The organism is Herminiimonas arsenitoxidans (genome assembly GCF_900130075.1).
Taxonomy (GTDB): Bacteria; Pseudomonadota; Gammaproteobacteria; order Burkholderiales; family Burkholderiaceae_D; genus Oxalicibacterium; species Oxalicibacterium arsenitoxidans.
Genome location: NZ_LT671418.1, coordinates 2,822,525 through 2,842,811 on the forward strand (window position 1 = coordinate 2,822,525; position 20,287 = coordinate 2,842,811).

The following is a 20,287-nucleotide window of genomic DNA, read 5'->3' on the forward strand; positions in this document are numbered from 1 at the left end:
GTTATGTCTGTGCGTGTTACTTCCTTAAATAAGCAAGCTGGCATGATGCTGTTGGAAGGGCTGATTGCCATTCTTGTTTTTTCTCTAGGCATACTTGCCCTTGTTGGTATGCAGTCCGTCGCTGTAAAGCAAGTGACTGATGCCAAGTATCGCTCTGATGCTAGTTTATTGGCCAATCAGTTGTTGGGGGAAATGTGGGTAAGCGATCGAACTCCTGCAACCTTAAAAGCCAACTTCGATACAGCAGATGGCACTTCCACGAATTTGACTAATTGGAAGGCTGCGGTGGCTAGCACTCTGCCGGGAATTACTGCAACTGAATATCAGCCAACGGTAAACGTCACATCTATTGGAACGGCTAATGATGGGATGGTAACCATCACTGTCTATTGGCTTGCACCGAGTGAGGCGTCTAATAATAAGCCGCATAAATACGTCACTGTTGCGCAAATTAGGTAAAGGAGAACACATTGTCGTTGAGCTCTAAATTATCTGTGCGTCGCTCTACGGGTTTCAGTTTGGTGGAAATCATGGTTGGACTGGCGATCGGCATGCTGGCAGTTATTGTCATACTGCAGGTTTTTGCTCTTTCTGAGGGACGAAAGCGTACCGCAACTAGTGGCGGAGATGCGCAAAGTAATGGCGCAGTGATGTTGTATCAATTGCAGCGAGACATTAGTCAGGCGGGGTATGGCATGAGTGCTGCGAGCCTGTTTAATTGCAATGTCACATGGACTGTGGCATCGGGCAGTGCACTGGCAACCGCCATTCCCTTGGCTCCCGTCACGATCAACCCGAGTCTGGACATTATTCCTGCAGGTGATGTTAATACTGACAGGGTGCTGGTGATGACCGGAAATACTAATGGTCAGCCGCAGGGTAACGTCATTAATAATGGTACGACGATTTATACGGTACAAATGCCAAGTGCCTTTGCCGTGGGTGACAGAGTCATTGCAGTACCAGCGGCATGCGGTGCTGCCAATATGGTTCTTACACGCATTACAGTAGCTCCACCGACTACCGCAAATACGGTAACGGTAGCAACAGGAGCTGGTGGCACTGTGCTTTATAACCTTGGGCAAGCACCGACTGTGTCTGCCTATGCTATTCGCGGCGGCAATCTGACAGTCTGCGATTACATGATTAATGATTGTGGCTTACTCGCTAACACAGACAATCCGTCGATATGGGTGCCACTTGCGCCCGACATTGTCAGTATGAAAGCGCAATACGCACGTGATACAACTGCGGTGATGGATGCCATTCCAGATGTTTATGATCAAACGACACCGACTACCGGGTGCGGCTGGGCGCGAACTTCTGCTATACGACTAGCTCTTGTTGCACGTAGCAGCCAATATGAAAAAGAGCTTGTCACAACGACTGCGATTAACACGGGCAATCCTGTAAACGCGCCTACGTGGGCTGGTAATGCTACGGCCCCGATTGTTGCCGCAGCAGGTACCTTGGGGCCAAATGCTGCGATTGATGAGCCATGGAAGCATTATCGCTATAAGGTATTTCAGACCATAGTGCCGATTCGAAATGTTGCATGGATGGGAGTGCCGAAAGAATGTGTATGAGTTCCTCACGTTTTTTTATTCCTCGTGCAAAACAGGCGGGAGTGGTATTGATTATTGCTCTTGTAGTACTGGTAGCGATGACGCTTGCAGGCATTGCGTTGATGCGCTCAGTTGATACGAGCAATCTTATTGCTGGTAATTTGGCATTTCAGCAGGCAGCAACGAATTCTGGGGACGCTGGGGTCGAGGCAGCCGTTTCCTGGCTACAAGCGGCTAACGTTGGTAGCACGCTAAGTTCTGATGATGTCACACAAGGGTATGCAGCAAATGGTGGTGATGCCACACAGAATCCAACGGCCGGGCAATCGTGGGATGCCTATTGGACACAGTCGCTAACGGCTAGGAAGGTTGATCTGAATGGTGGCGAGGCTGATGTCGGCGGCAATAAAGTTTCCTATGTTATTGATCGTATGTGCAACTTAGGCGGGGCTAAAGCCGTTGCGTTTTGTACCTCTTCACCAGTGGTGACGGCTGCAACGGGCAATGATCAAGGTCCTGGAGTTCAGCCCAATGCTGGTTCGACGGTGTATTACCGGATCACGGTACGAATTGCCGGGCCAAGGAATACGGTTAGTTATGTTCAAACGATGGTCTCAATGTAACCGACATCGCTCTGTTACTTCTACAAAAGTGCTCATTGCTTGCGTCGCACAATCTGCTTCAGATCCAGGGAATTACCATGAAAGCTAATCATTTGTTCAGACAAGCCAGCGTCCTACTAGTGGCTTTGACTTGTGTCGTCACCGCACATGCGGCGTTGACAGATATTTCTACCGAGCCGTTGAACACATACTCAGCCCGTTCTTCAACGGACGTGAAGCCCAATATCATGTTCATTCTTGATAATTCGGGGAGTATGGATTGGTTGCACATGCCTGACGATAGCGGAGATGCGGGGAGTGCAGTACCTTTTACTTACGGTTATTACGGATATCGCAGTAGTCAATGTAATGGTGTTTATTACAATCCAGCTATTAACTATAAGGTGCCGGTAAAGGCTGATGGCACAAATTACGATAACGCCACATTTACAGATGCCTGGTTGGATGGATATAACACTGCCGCTGGTAGCAGAAATTTGAGCACAAATTTTAAAGCGGAAACCAATGCCAGTGGTAGTACCAGTACTAAAGGTGATAGCTCTGGCGTGCCCGCTTATTATTTTGCTTATTCGGGTTCACAGACTGCGGAAAGTCAGAAAAATTATTACAACACTACTAGCACTTTTTCCAAAGAGTGCAGTAGTGCTAATGGTGTGGCCCCAGGAAATACTGTATTCACCAAGGTTACGGTTAGTTCAACTTCTGGCCCTGGTGGTGCTGATGAGCGACAAAATTTTGCCAACTGGTACAGCTACTATCGTTCCCGCATGATGATGATGAAGAGTGCATCGGGCTTGGCATTCAAGAATATTGATGACAGATTTCGTGTTGGCTTCATGACGATTAATGACGCCACTGGAACCAAAGATTTTCTTAATATCGCAGACTTCAACAGTACAAGTAAAGCGGCTTGGTATGAATCGCTTTATGTCAGCAAGGCAAGCGGTAGTACGCCGCTTCGGAGTGCACTTGCTGATGCTGGCCGTATGTACGCGGGGAAACTCACTTCAAGAAATGGCGTGACGGTAACGGACCCTTTGCAATATTCTTGCCAGCAGAATTACACGATTCTTTCTACAGATGGTTTCTGGAATACGGGTAGTGGTTATAAGTTGGACGGCAGTACTGCAGTTGCCAATCAGGACGTGAGTATGTCTCGTCCTTATTATGATGGTGGGGCGGCACAAGTTCAAACTCGAACTAGTACACTGCAGAAAAGTACCAAGTCAGGACGAAACTGGGGAGATTGGGTCAACGCTGCTTCGTGTGAGGTTTCGAATAGCACTCAATGTCAATATACGAATTGGACATCATGGGGGAATGTGACTGCGGGTAGTTCGTGTACCGCTGTACCAAGATCCGTCACACCTAACTATACGGTTGCAACGGCAAGGGATTGCCGAACAGTATCCAGCTCCGGCGGTGCTTCCGATACGCTGGCTGACGTAGCGGCTTATTACTACAATACTGATTTACGCAATGCTGATGCTGGTGGTGCAGATGCTACGGGAACTTGTACCGGACCGATTATTGCACCAGCCACGACGGCCAATAAACTTTGTCCAGATAACGTACCGTCAAATGGTTTGGATACGGCGACTACCCAGCATATGACGACTTTTACAGTGGGCTTGGGCGTACGAGGCAGAATGGTTTATTCGCCGACTTATAAAACCGATACAAGCGGTGACTTTGCATCAGTAGCATTGGGGACCACCGCTGCTTCTGGTATTTGTTCCTGGCAATCGAGTGGCTCGTGTAATTGGCCGGTTCCTGGCATCAGTAATAATGACGAAGGCTTGATTGAGAACGTCGATGACTTGTGGCACGCCGCAGTGAATGGACGTGGAACTTATTTCAGTGCGACTACTCCGGATTTGCTATCCAGCGGTTTGCTTAGCGCATTATCAACGATCATTAATACACCCCGCCCCGGAACTGCGGCGGCAGCTGCCAGTAGTAATCCAAATGTGAGCGCAACTGATAATTACGTTTTTAGTTCCTCATATAAATCCGTAGAGTGGTATGGCGAACTTATCCGCCAGCAGATTACTCCATCCGGAGATTTGACTGCGCAAAATTGGTCAGCGATGAGACTGCTTGATTGTGCGACTACAGCTTGGACGGCCAATACTAGTTACATCGTTGGAAATGGATTTAGAAATGCGGATAAGTGCTATACGGTCAACAGTGCCTACGTTTCCGGTGCAACGTTTAATAGCGCGAGTGTCGACGCCAACAACACAACGGTAGTCAATGTTGATGAAACAGCGACGCCCAAGGTTCCGATAGTACCTTTAAGTACTCGTACCATTTACACCAAAGGTGCAAGCGGCTTAATCCCTTTTCAGTGGACTGATAGTGGCAGCGGTAGCTTGTCCACTGCGCAACAAAGCTATTTCACAACACCCGCCATCACTTACGCTTCTGCTACAGCAGGGCTCTCGCAATTTTGCTCTCCCGCTGGCGGTACCTCTTTGCAAGGCGCTACCTGTTTGACTGCAGCAGATCAAACAGCTGCCTCAGGGGCCGCACTTGTTAACTATTTACGTGGTGATCGTAGCAACGAAGGTACGTATTTCCGCAAGCGTACTCACGTTTTGGGGGACATCGTATCTTCCGAGGCAAGATACGTGCAAACTCCTTTGTTTAACTACAGTGATACAAATTACAGCGCGTTCAAAACGTTAATGGCACCGCGCAGCGGCAAGGTTTATGTTGGTGCCAATGATGGCATGCTGCATGCATTTGACGCTGCAACCGGTCAGGAGTCATGGGCGTATATTCCGAGCATGGTGCTGCCGAATCTATACAAGATTGCAGATAAAAGCTATTCGGCGGACTCAAGCAAACATCAGTATTACGTCGACAATTCTCCTGAGACGGGTGATATTTGTCCGAATGCGCCAACTTCAACATGTACAGCCGCGCAATGGAAAACCATTTTGGTTGGGGGCTTGAATCGTGGTGGCAAAGGCTATTACGCGTTGGATATCACTGATCCAACTACACCAACGTTATTGTGGGAGTTTACCGATACTAATCTTGGCTATACCTACGGCAATCCAACAATCACCAAATTGGAAGATGGTACATGGGTGGTGCTAGTCAGTTCCGGCTATAACAATATAGATAGTAGTGTCACGGCAGATGTTGGCAAGGGGCGTTTGTACGTACTTAACGCCAATACTGGTGCAGTCATAAGAAGTATTGCTACGAACGCGGGAAGCGCGGCATCCCCGAGCGGGCTTGCTCGTGTTAGTGCTCATGTGCTTGAGTCCATGACCAACAACACTGCAAGAGCAGCTTATGGCGGGGACGCTGCCGGTAATCTATGGCGGTTTGATATTAATGGTGATATTGGTGCCGCAGGGTACGATGCGCAGTTGCTAGTGAACTTGACTGATGCCGCGGGCAATGCACAACCAATTACAGTTCAACCAGTAAAGTCTACTATCAATAGCAAGCCGGTAGTGTTTGTTGGTACTGGCCGCTATCTGGGTACGACGGATGTTAGTGATAGCCGTACGCAGTCCTTCTATGCAATCAAAGACAATTTGGATGCAACAACGTACGATAATCCGCGCACTGCTGGTAATAATTTCGTCCAACAAACATTTACTGACACGACTTGTCCTGCGGGAACATCGACCTCGATTTGTACTCCGAATCAAGTAGTGCGAACAAGTAGCAATAATCCAATGGATTGGAGTACCAAAAATGGTTGGTATGTTGATTTCTTGACTGGGGGGGAGCGTGTTAGTGGTGATCCCTCGTTGGCGTTAGGCGCGCTTCTCTTTACGACGATCACGCCACAGGCGTCTAATGCCAATGCATGTGGAGTGGAAACCGGTACTGCGGCCAGTTTCCTTTATTCACTGGATTATCTAACCGGCGGCCCTGTCTTCGGCGCAAACAACGTCAGCGGTATAAGTCTTGGATCCGGTCTTGTCACAAGGCCAGTAGTGATCGTGTTGTCTGACGGTACAGTTAGAGTTTTGATCAGGACATCAGGGACGGCGATTAATTCGGATCCAAATAGCACAGATCTTGCCGGAGGAGAGAGTAAGACTCCACCTATTCCACCCCCACCTAATGCTGGGACGAGACGGGTTTCGTGGCGTGTATTAAGTACTCAATAGCAGCAAGTTGGATGATGGAATGAATGTGTTATTTCATCATCCTGAGTATGACTTAGAGATAATTTTTCATATAAATTTTGCAAAACCAGTCTCCTCATTTGTTGGCATTGCTATTGTCGATAACAGCTCATCTTGGAGCTGGTTTTATCCTCGCTAATGGTGCATCTATCACTGAGGAAAGCGCTGCGTATCAGCGAGATACGGGAGTGCCAACGTGGACAGATATGGAAATGGTTGATGGCGGGGTCAAGCGCCAGCAGCTAGTAGTTGTCGACTTGGGGCAAACAAGTGCGACAGTAGATCTCGCAAAGTCGATGCCTGTAGAGAACGAAGAATATTCCGTGAAATCTATGGACGGGTTTAGTAAATCACTTCAAATGATTGTGGGGAAACAGAGCGAAGAGCTTTCTACCTCACCTATTGTGACGTTGCCTGAGCCGTATTATTTTCAAGTAAATGAGTTAACTGAGAGGCCTAATGTTTTGCTGGATATTTCACCTGATCTAGCTTTCTTTTTGCCAAATGGCTTGTCGCAAGTTGCAATACTGCGATTACTGATAAATGAGTACGGCGATATTGATCAGGTTGCTATAGAAAATTCTGTCCTCTCCGCTCAAACTCAAGATTTAGTACGTGATGCGTTTGCCAAAATCAAATTTTCACCTGGGAAAATTAATGAGGTCCCTGTCAAAAGCCAATTGAAAATTGAAGTCATATTGGAAGGCGCAGATAAACCGATATTAGAAAGTATCAAATAGTCGACGATGTACGTAAAAAAGGGCGCAAACTGCGCCCTTCATTTCATCTGACCGATTTGCTCGGTCTATCTATGCACCTGAGGGTGCAACAACATCGGACTCATCCGGCAATCGTTTGATCGCTTCGTGTTGATGGTCTTGTTGCTTGGTTTTATATTTGATCACTTGGCGATCGAGTTTGTCGATCAGCGTATCGATGGCAGCGTATAAATTATCTGCGATGCTTTCCGCATGCAGATCCTTGCCTCTCACGCGCAAGTTTATTTCTGCTTTTTGGCGTTTTTCTTTTTCGGGAAGATTGTCTACAGTCAGGATGACTGCGATATCGATAACGTGATCAAAATGACGTTTGATGCGCTCCAATTTACCTTGTACATATTCGCGGATGGCGGGGGTTAATTCGAGGTGATGTCCACTGATTGTGAGATTCATACAGTGCTCCTATGGCAGATCACTGGAGGTTCGGGCGCGTCTTGTTATCTGACTACGCTGAACACAGCAACGTATAACAACAAAAAACTACTCAGGACGATATCTACAACGACTTGCGCAGATTGACCGGTGGAATCTTCAAGGCTTCACGATATTTTGCGACGGTCCGTCTTGCTACCACCATGCCTTGTTCTGCCAGCATGTCGGCAATCTTGCTATCAGAGAATGGAATTTTCGGGTCTTCGGCTCCTATCAATTGTTTGATCAGTGCCCGTATCGCAGTTGATGACGCTTCGCCACCAGCTTCTGTTGCGACATGGCTGCCGAAAAAATATTTCAATTCGAACATCCCGTGTGGGGTGAGCATGTACTTCTGGGTGGTTACACGTGAAATAGTACTCTCGTGTAAACCCAGTGTATCAGCTATTTCACGTAAAACAAGCGGTCGCATGGCAACTGCACCATGTGAAAAAAAGTTTTTTTGCCGCTCTACAATTGCCTGTGCGACACGAAGGATGGTGTCGAAGCGCTGGCGCATGTTTTTGATTAGCCATTTAGCCTCTTGCAGCTGGGAACCAAGCGATCCTTCGCCCTTGCTTTGCTTCAAAATGTTGGCATACATGCTATTAACGCGCAGGCGCGGCATGACGTCGTGATTGAGCATGACTTGCCAGCCATTGCGCGTGCGTTTGACGATGACGTCCGGCACCACATAATCCGATGTATCGGTGGCGAAGATCGAACCTGGGTGCGGATTGCATTGCTTGATGATGACTTGTGCTTCGCGCAGATCTTCATCGTCGCAATCGAGTGCCTTGCGCAGCTTGTTGAAGTCGCGTTGCGCAAATAGGGGGAGATGATTTTCCACAATGGCGAGTGCCATGCGGCGCGTCACCATCGCCACTTTCGGGAAGCGCTTGATTTGCAATGCAAGACATTCAGAAGCATTGCGCGCACCGACGCCGGCTGGATCGAAGCTTTGCAGCAGATTCAAGGCGATCTGCAATTCTTCCAGTTCGATCTCTAGTTCTTCTGGCAGGCGTGCGTGAATTTCTTCCAGCTCTTCTTCCAGATAGCCGTTGTCGTTCAGTGCATCGATGATGAGTTCAAGCAAGGCGCGGTCGCGTCGTTCGCGTACGGTGACGCGCATCTGTTCCAGCAAGTGTTCGCGCAGTGTGGTCTCGTGCGCTTCCAGTTGCGGACGGGCGTCGTCATCTTCCGGTGCCTTCGATGTGCGTGCGACATCGTCAAAGCTCCATTCGCTTTCAGCGCTGGAAGCTTCTGGTAAATCGGGTGCGTCGAATGTTGTTTCACTCTCGGGCGTTTGGGCGTTGGCTTCGACGCTGGCGCCTTCCGGTGTGGTGCCGTTTGCACCGATGGCACCGTCAGCCAGCAAGCGTATCGCATGATCGAGCGGATCATCGGTACGCTCCAGCATCGGATTGTCGGCCAGGATCTGTTCCAGTTCCTGATGCAATTCAAGAGTCGACAACTGCAACAAGCGTATCGATTGTTGTAGTTGTGGCGTTAAGGCCAGATGTTGCGAGACTCGTAATTGCAGGGATTGCTTCATAGACTTTTTTCTCTTCCGCGCTTACATGCGGAAGTGTTCGCCCAGGTAGACGCGACGCACCGATTCGTTGGCAATGATGTCGTCAGGTCGTCCACTGGCCAATACTGCGCCCTGGTTAATGATGTAAGCGCGATCACAGATACCCAATGTTTCGCGCACATTGTGATCAGTGATGAGTACGCCGATGCCACGTTCCTTCAGGAAGCGCACGATACGTTGAATTTCAATCACGGCGATCGGATCGACGCCGGCAAACGGTTCGTCGAGTAGCACGAAGCGTGGATTGGTTGCCAGTGCACGTGCGATTTCAACGCGACGGCGTTCGCCACCTGATAAGGACAGTGCCTGATTTTCGCGCAGCTTTTCAATTTGCAGATCAGCCAGCAGTGTGTCGAGGCGCTCTTCAATTTGCGAGCTGTTTAATGCTTTGCCATTGGGGCGTTGCAATTCGAGTACTGCGCGTATATTGTCTTCGACGCTCAACTTGCGGAATACCGATGCTTCCTGCGGCAGATAAGACAAGCCGAGTTGCGCGCGTTTGTGGATAGGCAGGCGCGAGATGTCGACACCATCCAGTTCAATGCGGCCGGCATCGGATGGTACCAATCCGACGATCATGTAAAACGATGTGGTTTTGCCGGCACCATTCGGGCCGAGTAGACCAACGACTTCGCCGCTTTCAACTTGCAAGGCGACATCGCGCACAACCTGGCGCGCGCCATAGCTTTTTTGCAGTCCGTTAACAATCAGCTTGCTCGACATCTTATTTTGCCTTTGTATCAGCGGCGCGTGGCTGGATCACGGCCTTGATGCGTCCGGCGCCTTGTTTGCTGTCGCCGGATGCAGTGTTATTGACGGTGAAGAATTCAGCGCGGGTATCGTAGGAAATGAACTCGCCTTCGACTTCATCCGTCGGTTTGCCATTTTCCAGGCGACGCATGCGTGCCTTGGAAAACAGCTTCATGATCTCGGCCTTGTCGTCATACTCGATGCGTTCGGCTTGACCATCTATCCATTGATCCGGACCGCCATCGCGTTTCTGGCGAAAAGTTGCCAAGCCACCAGGTGGCGCGTACAGCGTGATGAACTGATAGCCGGCAGGATCTTGTTTCACGACCATTTTGTTGGCCTTCATCAAGATAGTGCCGCGCGTCAGAACGACGTTGCCGGTGAAGGTATTGATCTGCTTGACGTCGTCGTATTCCATTTGATTGGCTTCGACGTTGGTCGGCTTGGTCGCATCAGCCTTTTCGGCGTACGAACCGAGAGCGGTGCTGACGCCAGCGATAAGCAGCAGTGCGGATAGTAATCGTTTCATGAGAATTCTCTAAAAGAATGCGTCGAGTAAAGGTCGAATCGCGCGCTCAATTGTGGCGCGTTGCTGCCTGATACAAACCATTTACGTTACTGGATAAACGAAACTCACCGGTTGCATTATTGGCAAACATGCCAGTGCCAGTCAGGACTGAGGTGCCGAGTTTTAGCTCTACCGGTTTTGGTGTTTTCATGATGTCTTCGTCCGGTAGCAATAACAAATACGAAGTCTTGAGTTGAAAATGTTGTGAAGTGGCAGATGCAGGACGATCTATGAGTACGTTATCGTACATGTGTACTTCATTGTTTGCGTTGAGCAGGGTTGCGCGCAGCGAACGGCTGACCATCGCAGGCTTGTCCTTGCTGAAGCTGTGCATGATCGGATTTTGTATCTGATAGGAATCGTCGAGAGGGTAATGCTTCATCTCGCTTCCAGTCAGGTTGTAGCGGGCTTCGCCGTCTTTGCCCATTTGCACGAAATTGAATTTCTCGACATAGAAGTCCGGATCGCTACGCGGTTTGGCTGGCAGCGTATCTTCGGTTTGTCTGCGCATGACTTCTACTAACCAAAAGCTGCCCAGCGCTAATGCAGCGCTGAGTGCAAGCAGCACGATGATGCGTACGCTATTGGTGGGGCGTCTCATGCAAGATACGGCGCGAGCGCCGCCTCGTAGTTGCCTTGCGCGCGCAGGATAAAGTCGCACAGTTCACGCGCCGCGCCGCGGCCGCCGCTGGCTTGTGTGACGTAATGCACGCGCGAGCGTACTTCAGCATGTGCATTCGGTACGCTGGCGGCAAAGCCGACACGCAACAAGATAGGCAGATCAATTACATCGTCGCCGATGAAGCCGCAGACATCTGCGGTCATTTTGGTTTGAGCCAGCAACTGCTCGAACGCGCTGCGTTTGTCGTGTATGCCCTGGAATACGTGATGTATGCCAAGATCGGTGGCGCGTCGCAATACGATGGGCGATTGGCGCGCGCTGATGATGGCGGTGGCTACACCCGATTGCTGCAGCAGTTTGATGCCGTGGCCATCGAGCACATTGAATGTTTTGGTGACTTCGCCTTCAGGGCCGAAATGCAGGCTGCCGTCAGTCAGAATGCCATCGACATCAAAAATCATTAGTCGCACATTTGCTGCGCGGGCTGTGGCGGTAGAGTCAGCGACGGTATCTGCGGGCGCTATCATCAGATTACTTTCGCGCGAGTCAGATCGTGAATGTGTAAGGCGCCGACCAGCTTGCCGTTGGCATCGGTCACCAGCAATTGATTAATGCGGAATTCTTCCATCATATCGACGGCGTCCACTGCGAGCTGTTCTGGATGAACGCTGCGCGGATGGGCGTGCATAACTTCTGCTATCGATAGTTTGGAGAAATCCTGCTGGGTTTCGATCAGGCGGCGCAAGTCGCCATCGGTGAAGACGCCGATGGCGTGGCCGTCTTTATCTACGACGGCAGTCATCGCCATGCCCTTTTTGCTGCTTTCCAGCAGGGCTGCATATAGCGTGGCATCGGCTGCGACGGTAGGTACTGCGTCGCCGGTACGCATCACATCACGTACGTGCGTCAACAAGCGACGACCTAATGCGCCACCTGGATGCGAGCGGGCGAAATCTTCTTCGCCGAAGCCGCGTGCATCCAGCAAGGCGACCGCGAGGGCATCGCCCAGTGCGAGAGTCGCCGTCGTGCTGGCGGTAGGTGCGAGGTTGAGCGGGCAGGCTTCTTTGTCGATATGGACGTTCAAATGCACATCAGCTTGCATCGCCAGATTGGATGCGTCATTGCCGGTGATGGTGATCAGGTGTGCGCCCATACGTTTGATCGTGGGCACGATGCCGAGCAATTCACCAGCTTCGCCGGAATAAGAAATTCCGATCAAGACATCATCGGCGGTAATCATGCCGAGGTCACCGTGCGAGGCTTCTGCTGCATGGACGAAAAAGGCCGGCGTGCCAGTCGAGGCCAGAGTCGATGCGATTTTGCGTGCGATATGGCCGGATTTGCCTATGCCGGATACCACCACTCTACCTTTGCAGTTCAGCAACAGAGTCAATGCCTGGATGAACTGTGTATTGGTCTTGTTGGTGATGCGCTCTTTTAGTGCAAGGATGGCGTCCGCTTCGATTTGCAGCGTGTCGCATGCAAATTGCAAGGCGCGCGCAGTGCTTTGGGCATCAAAAGTTGCCGGCGGGTTTGGGGCATGGGATACACTCATGCCGAAAGTATAAACGAATTCGCAAAGCAAAAAACCTGCCAGACGTAACAAAAATGTGGTTTGATAGTTCTTCGTTGCTTTACCACCTTACTTCGGCCGACTCCACAGAATGCTGTCCCCTCTAGAACTTACGCTCCTCTTGCTTGCGGCTGCGGTATTGGGCGTGGTTGCCTTCCGCATGATGCATCTGCCACCCATGTTGGGTTATTTGGTCGTCGGCATCGTGATCGGGCCACACACGCTGGGGTGGGCGGAAGATAATGCCACCACGCATGCTTTGGGCGAGTTCGGCGTCGTGTTCTTGATGTTCTCCATCGGGCTGGAATTTTCTCTACCCAAACTCTTATCGATGCGACGGACGGTGTTCGGTCTGGGCATGGCGCAAGTGCTGCTGACGATAGCGGCGACCATGGTGTTCGGCTGGCTGGTGGCGCATCTATCGACACGCCTGAGCGGCATTAGCTGGCAGGCGGCGTTGGCGATAGGCGGCGCGCTGGCAATGTCGTCAACGGCGATAGTGTCCAAACTGTTGACCGAGCGCTTGGAGCTGGAGAGTCAGCATGGGCGGCGCATCATCGGTATCTTGCTGTTTCAGGATTTGGCGGTCGTACCTTTGCTGATTTTGATTCCAGCGCTAGCTAATCCGCAAGGCGATCTGATGACCACCTTGCTGTGGGCGACGCTGAAGGCTGCGATAGTCTTGTTCCTGCTGTTGTTTATTGGCCATAAATTGATACGCAGCTGGTTCCGCATTGTGGTCAAACGCCGCTCGCAAGAACTGTTCATGCTGAATCTGTTGCTGATTACGCTGGGCGCTGCGTGGATTACGGAAATGGCGGGTTTGTCGCTGGCTTTGGGCGCATTTGTTGCCGGCATGCTGATTTCCGAAACTGAATACAAGCATCAGGTCGAGGAAGACATCAAATCCTTCCGCGATGTGCTGTTGGGTTTGTTCTTTATCACTATCGGCATGTTGCTGAATGTGCGTCTGGTAATTGAGTATTGGTGGCTGGTGCTGCTCTTGCTGAGTGGCGCGGTGTTGTTGAAATTCGGACTGATCGCTTTGCTGGCCAGATGTTTCGGAGCGCCGGTTGGTGTGGCATTGCGGACGGGTTTGATACTGGCGCAGGCCGGTGAATTCGGTTTCGTCTTGTTGAATCAGGTCGGAGGCTTGGATCTGGTGGAGCCGCTGATTATTCAGTTGATACTGGCATCCATGGTGTTGTCTATGCTGGCGGCTCCCATCATCATCGCCAAATCCGATGCGATTGTGATGAAGCTGTCGGCCAATGAATGGATGGTGCAATCGCTGGCCTTGACGCAGATTGCGACCCGTACGATGGCGACGCAGCAGCACGTGATCATTGCCGGTTTCGGTCGCAGCGGCCAAAGTCTGGCCAAATTACTGGAAGCAGAAGGCATTACTTATCAGGCGCTGGATCTTGATCCCGACCGCGTCAGTGAGGCGCAGGCGGCTGGTGCCAATGTGTCTTACGGTGATGCTGGTCGGCGTGAAAGTCTGGTCGCAGCAGGTATCAATCGTGCTGCCGCCTTGGTGGTGACCTATGCCAGCACGCCGTCAGCGTTAAAAGTATTGCATCACATGCATGATTTGGCACCGAACCTGCCGGTGATTGTGCGTAGCTACGACGATACGGATCTGGATAAATTGCGTGCGGCAGGTGCGACCGAAGTGGTGCCGGAAGCGCTGGAAGGCAGCCTGATGCTGGCTTCGCATGCGATGTTGACGCTGGGCGTGCCTTTGCGCCGTGTGGTGCATCGCGTGCAAGCAGCGCGGACTGAGCGTTACGCAACTTTGCGCGGCTTCTTTCACGGTAGTAGTGATGTCTCGGACGCATCCGAGCATTTGCAGGTGCGTCTGCATTCAGTGGTATTGACCGACAGCGTCAAGGCAGTGGGTAAAATGCTCGCTGATTTGAAGCTGGAAGAACTGGATGTCGAAGTGACGGCGGTGCGACGTGGCAAAGGTCGTGTGGATGTGACGCCAGAAATGATCCTGATGGCAGGCGATACCATCGTCTTGCGCGGTGCGGCAGAAGAGCTGGCGCGGGCTGAAAGCCGTCTCTTGAAATCCTGAAGAGCGCCGGTTGTGGTTGACGGTCTGCATCTGAAGACGGAAAATTGCCAACCCGCAATGCGCCTTGATGGCCGTGGGCGGACAGAGTGATGCTGATCCGGCAATATGTGGTTTTCCCGAGATTGAATATTTCTCTTGTTTTCAGGTGGTGATTTGAGCGTTTCCCTTGGTAATTCCTCCCGTTCCTTATTTGATGCGCCCGATTCCGAGCGTGATTCTGCGAGCGTGCCTGTTGCCAATGCTGTTCCGCTGTATGTCGATCTTGATGGCACACTGACGTATACCGATTTATTGTTTGAATCGGTCCTGCTGTTAATCAAGCGCAATCCTCTTTATCTTTTACTCTGCGTGCTTTGGCTGCTGCAAGGGCGCGGCTATCTGAAAGCGCAAATCGCCAAACGCATCAAGCTTGATGTATCGCTGTTGCCATATAACGACACATTGCTCGCCTATTTGCAGCAGCAACACGTCGCTGGTCGGCGCTTGATTCTGGCCAGCGCATCCGATCGCGGTTTGGTGCAACAAGTGGCCGATTATCTCGGCATCTTCGATGCGGTATTGGGCAGTGATGAAACGACTAATCTGAAATCTGCTGCCAAGCTGCGTGCAATTGAAGAGGATGCCGGGGCACAGGGTTTTGCTTATGCAGGTAACAGTTCTGCCGATCTGGCTGTGTGGGCACGCGCAACGGAAGTGATTGTCGTCAATGCACCGTCGAGCATAGTGCGTCGTGCGGAGCAATTGAAAGCGCCATCACTCATCATTCCGGCACGACCTTTCAAATCTAGTCTGCTGGTCAAGGCGCTGCGTCTGCATCAATGGGCCAAGAATGCCTTGCTGTTCATTCCTTTATTGGCTGCGCATGATTTTATCGGCGCATGGTGGCTGTCCACTTTATTGGCATTCATAGCCTTTGGCATGTGCGCATCGGCGACTTATATCGTCAACGATTTGTTCGATCTGGCATCGGATCGCGCGCATCCGCGCAAGCGGGCACGGCCTTTTGCTGCTGCGACCTTGTCGATCCCATTCGGTATCGCGTTGATCGCAGTTCTGTTGCCGCTTTCTTTGTGGCTGGCGGCTGAAATTTCCCTGCTCTTCTTCAGTTTGATGGTGCTGTATGTAGTGGTAACGCTGCTGTATTCCGCGCGCCTGAAGCAGGTGGCGATTGTGGATGTGTTGGTGCTGGCCTTGCTGTACACGCATCGCATTCTGGCGGGTGGTGTGGTCAGCGCTGTCATGATTTCCAACTGGTTGTTGGCGGTTTCCTTGTTCATGTTCCTCAGTCTGGCTTTGGTCAAACGCTGTGCCGAGTTGGAATTCATGAGTGGCGATGGACATGTCTCATTGGCTGGGCGCGGTTATCGCACCAGTGATTTGCCGTATTTGATTGCGATGGGTATCGCCAGTGGTTTTGTGGCGGTGATGTTGCTGGCCTTGTATATCGATAGCCAGATTGGCGACGCGATGTATCTGCATGTCGAATTGCTATGGTTGATCTTGCCGGTCGTGCTGTTCTGGATCATGCGTTTGTGGCTGAAAATTTCGCGCAAGGAAATTCATGATGACCCGCTGTTGTTTGCGATTACTGATCGCACCAGTTGGGTAGTTGCCGTCATCATCGCTTGCATAGCTTGGGCGGCGACACTGAAGGGGATTGCATGAGTCAGGTTGGCGCATTGGGGTTGGCATTTTTTTGCGTATGCTTAACGGCATTGGCGCAAGTGCTATTGAAGATGGGCATGTCATCGTCAGCGATACAGCAGGCGATGGCGAGCGATATGCGTTCGATCTTTTGGCTGGCATTGAGTAGTCCGCTGATTTGGGGCGGTATGCTGTGCTTCGGCGCGAGTGCAGGATTGTGGTTGCTGGTATTGGGTAAGCTGGAAGTCAGTATGGCTTATCCTTTGATTTCGCTCGGCGTGGTACTGACCACAGTGGCGGGAATCTTCATATTGGGTGAGTCGGTCAGCATTTATAAAGTGCTGGGCGTGGCCTTGATTATTACAGGCGTACTCATCCTGTCGGTAAAGAACTAAGGAATCTGGAATGAATTTGAACTCAACGCGTTCGCTATACGCCGGCGCTGATCCGGTACGTGCGCGGCAAGTCTTTCGATGGACATTTGCCATCACCCTGTTGATCAAGCTGTGGTTGGCCGCTTATTTTCCAATGACGGGCGATGAGGCGTTTTTCTATCAGTGGGGCGTGTTTCCGGATTGGGGTTATTCGGACCATCCGCCTATGGTGGGCTGGTTGCTGTTTGTCTTGAACAGTTTTTCTGATCATCCTTTGTCGCTGCGATTCTTTACGGTCTTAATGTGGAGTTTGATCGCGCTGGGCATGGTTGATCTGTTGCGCCGAATTTCTCCGTATCAGGAAGGTGCTGCGTATTGGCTGGGCACTTTATTCCTGCTGCTGCCATTCACGTTGCTGTTGAATATTGTTACGACAGATACGCCGCTGATCTTCTTTATGTTCCTGTCCGGCTATTGCTTCATACGCGGCAATTTGTCTGGCAAAACCTTGTGGTATGTCGCGACCGGTATTTTCCTTGGTTGTGCGCTACTGTCGAAATACTTTGCTGGCTTGCTGGCGATTGCCTACTTTGTTTATCTGTGCCGCTCGCGTCGTGGCTGGGTCAACCTGATCATCATCGCCTTGTGTTCAGCACCGTTGTTTGCCATTACCGTGGTATTCAACGCGCATAACTGCTGGTCCAATGTGATGTTCAATATGATCAATCGCAACGAGAATGCGGAGTGGTCGCTGTATACGGTAGGTCAATATCTGTTGATGATGGTTTATCTGATCACGCCTTGGATATTCATCAAGCTCTTGCGCTCGGCTGGAATGATGGCGCAGCGTGGTGCCATTGTCGTGTTGTTCCTGGTGCCTTTTGCCTTGTTCCTGTTGCTGTCCATGGAAAAAACCATAGGCTTGCATTGGGTGCTGGGCTTTATGCCTTTCCTGTTTTTGTTCATCGGCACCTGCAGTAGTGCGGAAGATTTGCGCAAATATGCAAAGTGGACGGCCTGGTTCTCAGTGCCGCACTTTTTATTCCTGGCCGCGATCATTCTGTTGCCGATCACGATGTGGAAAGACTACGCCTTGCATGACGACATCGTGTTTCATAAGGAAGCGAAAACGATAGTCGCCACTTTGCGCAAGGATTTGCCAGCGGGTGGCGTCATCATGGCGCGTGCTTACACGCCAGCCGCTTTGTTGTCTTATCACGCAGGCGAATACTTGCCGACTTTTGGTCAAGGGAAGTTCCATGCGCGGCAGGACGATTTGCATGTCGACTTCAAGGAGTACGCGGGTAAAACTATTCGTATGTTTGATCGCCGAGCGATTAATCCTGCTGATCTGGCACCGTACTTTTCATCTGTGACTGTGCATACTATGCAGGAGGATGGCGTGACCTTCTGGTATGCGGATGGCAAGGATTTTAACTATGAGGTGTATCGTGAGCGTATCTTGACGACAGTTGCTGATAAATATTATCGGATACCGTCATTCTTGCCGGTCTACGGATGTGGTTTCCTCGAGCGTTACGATTTGCCTAGACCTAAGTAATTTTTGATGTGTGCAGGTAGTCGTCCTCGTAGTTTTTACTGAACTCAAGGAAAGGCTGGTGGCTATGAAAAAAAGGACACTGGCTTTTCTTGTTGCAACGACCTTATTGGGTGGGCTGATAGGATGCGCTCCGCTGACGGTCATCAATGCGCTGACTACCTCGCGCAGCTACGACAAGAAGGCGGACATTGCCTTTGGCAATGATCCACGTCAGCAGCTTGATGTCTATACGCCGCACAATCTCAGCGGACTGGCCCCGGTTATCGTATTTTTCTACGGCGGAAGTTGGAATTCAGGTAATCGTGGCGACTATGCGTTTGTCGGTGAAGCCTTGGCATCGCGTGGCATCGTGGCAGTGGTGGCCGATTACCGTTTGTATCCGCAAGTGCGCTATCCGGATTTCATCGATGACGCTGCACTTGCTGTCGCGTGGACACTCAAGGATATCCATCGTTTTGGCGGTGACCCCAAACGGATATTCGTCATGGGACATAGCGCTGGTGCTTACAACGCGGCCATGGTTGCCTTGGACCCGCGCTGGTTGGGCAAACTTGATTTGAAGACTGGCGTATTGCGCGGCTGGATCGGATTGGCCGGACCCTACGATTTTATTCCTATCGAAAATCTGGATGTGCGGCCGGTATTCTTTTATCCTGCAACGCCACCCGAATCACAGCCGATCAATCATGTAATGGCAAGTGCACCACCAGCATTGTTGATTGCATCGCATGACGACAAGGTCGTTAATCCCTTGCGTAATACGGCTGGTATGGCGAATAAATTGCGTGCCTCAGGTGTTGAAGTGACGGAGTTGTATTTCGATAAAACGAGTCACGCCAGCTTGATCGCAACCATGGCTTGGCCTTTACGCGGTCTGGCGCCTTTGCTGGATAATGTCGAGCAGTTCGTCAAATCGGACGGTGGACGTGAAAAGTATGCAAGACAAGAAAAATAGATTTTGCAGTAAGCTTTAGATGATGTTGCCGGAGTTGGAGCAATCCCTTCCGGCATTTTTCATGATGATCAGGACAGTTGAGAACAATGGAAATATTTGAACGCATACTCGGCATTATCTTGCCGGTCTTTATCATCATCGCGCTTGGTTATGGCTATGCCCGTTTGCGTGGCGACTCGGTTCGATCCGATATGACGGCGGTTAATCGCGTCAGCATGGATGTATTGTGTCCGCTATTGGTATTCACTGCATTGGCGGCCAAGGATTTCGATCTGGCGCATAACGGCACCTTGATTCTGGCCGGTGCCCTGATTTCATTGGGCTCGGGTTTGCTGGCGTGGCCGGTGGCGCGCATGTTCGGCTATGACGTGCGTAGCTTTGTGCCGCCCATGATGTACAACAATTGCGGCAATATGGGTTTGCCCTTGGCGATGCTGGCGTTTGGCGCATCGGCGCTTGGTTCTGCCGTCGCTTTATTCATGGCCTGCAATCTGGTTTACTTCTCGATCGGCATCAAGATCATCGAGAGTGGTCGTGGCGATCATAATGGCGTACACGTCTCGCCTTGGAAGTTCCTCGCCAATCCAATGATGATTTCGATGATCATCGGCATGGCGTTTGCGATTGTGCACATACCTTTGCCTGCACCTTTATTCACCGCGATGAAGATGCTGGGCGATTCTTGCATTCCACTGATGTTGTTTGCACTTGGCGTACGCATGATGGACGTCAGCTTCAAGAGCTGGCATATCGGTTTGGTCGGTGCTGCCGTTTGTCCGATTGCCGGCTTGATCATCGCCTGGGTACTGGATCACGTGTTTACTTTGAATCCAGAGCAACGCGGACAAATGTTCTTGTTCGCTTCACTGCCGCCAGCCGTGTTCTGCTTCATGGTGGCGGAACAATACAAGCAGGAGCCGGACAAGGTGGCATCGATAGTCTTGCTGGGCAATCTGGCGGCACTGGTGTTTGTGCCTGTCGGTTTGTGGATGGGTTTGCCGAAGTAAATTCGCGAGAACTTGTTTAGC

The 20,287-nt window shown here is 51.0% G+C and carries 18 protein-coding genes; 11 read left to right on the forward strand and 7 right to left on the reverse strand.

Going from position 1 to position 20,287, the window contains the following annotated elements:
- Positions 1–9: 9 nt before the first annotated feature.
- From BQ6873_RS13360 to BQ6873_RS13380, 5 genes are all read left to right on the forward strand, one after another.
- Positions 10–459, forward strand: coding sequence for a PilV family protein (locus BQ6873_RS13360; protein WP_231949337.1), 450 nt, complete (start codon positions 10–12; stop codon positions 457–459).
- An 11-nt stretch (positions 460–470) separates the two neighbouring features.
- Entirely contained in the window at positions 471–1,586 is a 1,116-nt protein-coding gene (locus BQ6873_RS13365) for a PilW family protein (protein WP_157889168.1), read from the forward strand.
- Entirely contained in the window at positions 1,583–2,188 is a 606-nt protein-coding gene (locus BQ6873_RS13370) for a pilus assembly PilX family protein (protein WP_076593076.1), read from the forward strand. The genes BQ6873_RS13365 and BQ6873_RS13370 overlap by 4 nt, the downstream gene beginning before the upstream one ends.
- Positions 2,189–2,265: 77 nt before the next feature.
- Positions 2,266–6,330, forward strand: a complete 4,065-nt coding sequence (locus BQ6873_RS13375; RefSeq protein ID WP_076593077.1) for a pilus assembly protein — start codon at positions 2,266–2,268, stop codon at positions 6,328–6,330.
- Positions 6,331–6,428: 98 nt separating this feature from the next.
- Positions 6,429–7,088: an energy transducer TonB gene (locus BQ6873_RS13380; RefSeq protein ID WP_231949338.1), complete on the forward strand. Its 660-nt coding sequence runs from the start codon at positions 6,429–6,431 to the stop codon at positions 7,086–7,088.
- Between the two features lie 69 nt (positions 7,089–7,157).
- On the opposite strand, the gene hpf is transcribed toward BQ6873_RS13380, so the two are convergent.
- The 7 genes from hpf to BQ6873_RS13415 all read right to left on the reverse strand — a co-directional run bounded on the left by hpf (position 7,158) and on the right by BQ6873_RS13415 (position 12,627).
- Positions 7,158–7,520 carry a ribosome hibernation-promoting factor, HPF/YfiA family gene (hpf, locus tag BQ6873_RS13385; protein ID WP_076593079.1) on the reverse strand — a complete coding sequence of 121 codons (363 nt, stop codon included), beginning with the start codon at positions 7,518–7,520 and terminating at the stop codon, positions 7,158–7,160.
- Positions 7,521–7,623: 103 nt separating this feature from the next.
- Positions 7,624–9,093 (reverse strand): RNA polymerase factor sigma-54, encoded by a 1,470-nt coding sequence (locus BQ6873_RS13390; RefSeq protein ID WP_076593080.1) that lies wholly within the window; start codon positions 9,091–9,093, stop codon positions 7,624–7,626.
- Between the two features lie 21 nt (positions 9,094–9,114).
- Positions 9,115–9,855 carry an LPS export ABC transporter ATP-binding protein gene (gene lptB, locus BQ6873_RS13395; protein ID WP_076593081.1) on the reverse strand — a complete coding sequence of 247 codons (741 nt, stop codon included), beginning with the start codon at positions 9,853–9,855 and terminating at the stop codon, positions 9,115–9,117.
- A gap of 1 nt (position 9,856) precedes the next feature.
- Positions 9,857–10,411: a lipopolysaccharide transport periplasmic protein LptA gene (gene lptA / locus BQ6873_RS13400; protein WP_076593082.1), complete on the reverse strand. Its 555-nt coding sequence runs from the start codon at positions 10,409–10,411 to the stop codon at positions 9,857–9,859.
- 46 nt (positions 10,412–10,457) lie between these two features.
- Positions 10,458–11,051 (reverse strand): LPS export ABC transporter periplasmic protein LptC, encoded by a 594-nt coding sequence (lptC, locus tag BQ6873_RS13405; RefSeq protein ID WP_076593083.1) that lies wholly within the window; start codon positions 11,049–11,051, stop codon positions 10,458–10,460.
- Positions 11,048–11,599: a KdsC family phosphatase gene (locus tag BQ6873_RS13410; RefSeq protein WP_076593084.1), complete on the reverse strand. Its 552-nt coding sequence runs from the start codon at positions 11,597–11,599 to the stop codon at positions 11,048–11,050. The genes lptC and BQ6873_RS13410 overlap by 4 nt, the downstream gene beginning before the upstream one ends.
- Positions 11,599–12,627, reverse strand: a complete 1,029-nt coding sequence (locus BQ6873_RS13415; RefSeq protein WP_076594132.1) for a KpsF/GutQ family sugar-phosphate isomerase — start codon at positions 12,625–12,627, stop codon at positions 11,599–11,601. The genes BQ6873_RS13410 and BQ6873_RS13415 overlap by 1 nt, the downstream gene beginning before the upstream one ends.
- A gap of 109 nt (positions 12,628–12,736) precedes the next feature.
- Here BQ6873_RS13415 and BQ6873_RS13420 point away from each other — a divergent pair, with 109 nt between their 5' ends.
- The 6 genes from BQ6873_RS13420 to BQ6873_RS13445 all read left to right on the forward strand — a co-directional run bounded on the left by BQ6873_RS13420 (position 12,737) and on the right by BQ6873_RS13445 (position 20,266).
- Positions 12,737–14,725 (forward strand): monovalent cation:proton antiporter family protein, encoded by a 1,989-nt coding sequence (locus tag BQ6873_RS13420; protein WP_076593085.1) that lies wholly within the window; start codon positions 12,737–12,739, stop codon positions 14,723–14,725.
- Between the two features lie 153 nt (positions 14,726–14,878).
- Positions 14,879–16,390, forward strand: a complete 1,512-nt coding sequence (locus BQ6873_RS13425) for a UbiA family prenyltransferase (RefSeq protein ID WP_076594133.1) — start codon at positions 14,879–14,881, stop codon at positions 16,388–16,390.
- On the forward strand, positions 16,387–16,764 hold the full coding sequence (locus BQ6873_RS13430) for a DMT family transporter (protein WP_231949342.1): 378 nt from the start codon (positions 16,387–16,389) through the stop codon (positions 16,762–16,764). The genes BQ6873_RS13425 and BQ6873_RS13430 overlap by 4 nt, the downstream gene beginning before the upstream one ends.
- Positions 16,765–16,774: 10 nt before the next feature.
- A complete protein-coding gene (locus tag BQ6873_RS13435; RefSeq protein WP_076593086.1) occupies positions 16,775–18,304 on the forward strand; it encodes an ArnT family glycosyltransferase in 1,530 nt (509 codons plus the stop codon).
- Between the two features lie 64 nt (positions 18,305–18,368).
- Positions 18,369–19,259: an alpha/beta hydrolase gene (locus BQ6873_RS13440; RefSeq protein WP_076593087.1), complete on the forward strand. Its 891-nt coding sequence runs from the start codon at positions 18,369–18,371 to the stop codon at positions 19,257–19,259.
- A gap of 86 nt (positions 19,260–19,345) precedes the next feature.
- Complete coding sequence (locus tag BQ6873_RS13445; RefSeq protein ID WP_076593088.1) at positions 19,346–20,266, forward strand: AEC family transporter; 921 nt, start codon at positions 19,346–19,348, stop codon at positions 20,264–20,266.
- Positions 20,267–20,287: the final 21 nt, after the last annotated feature.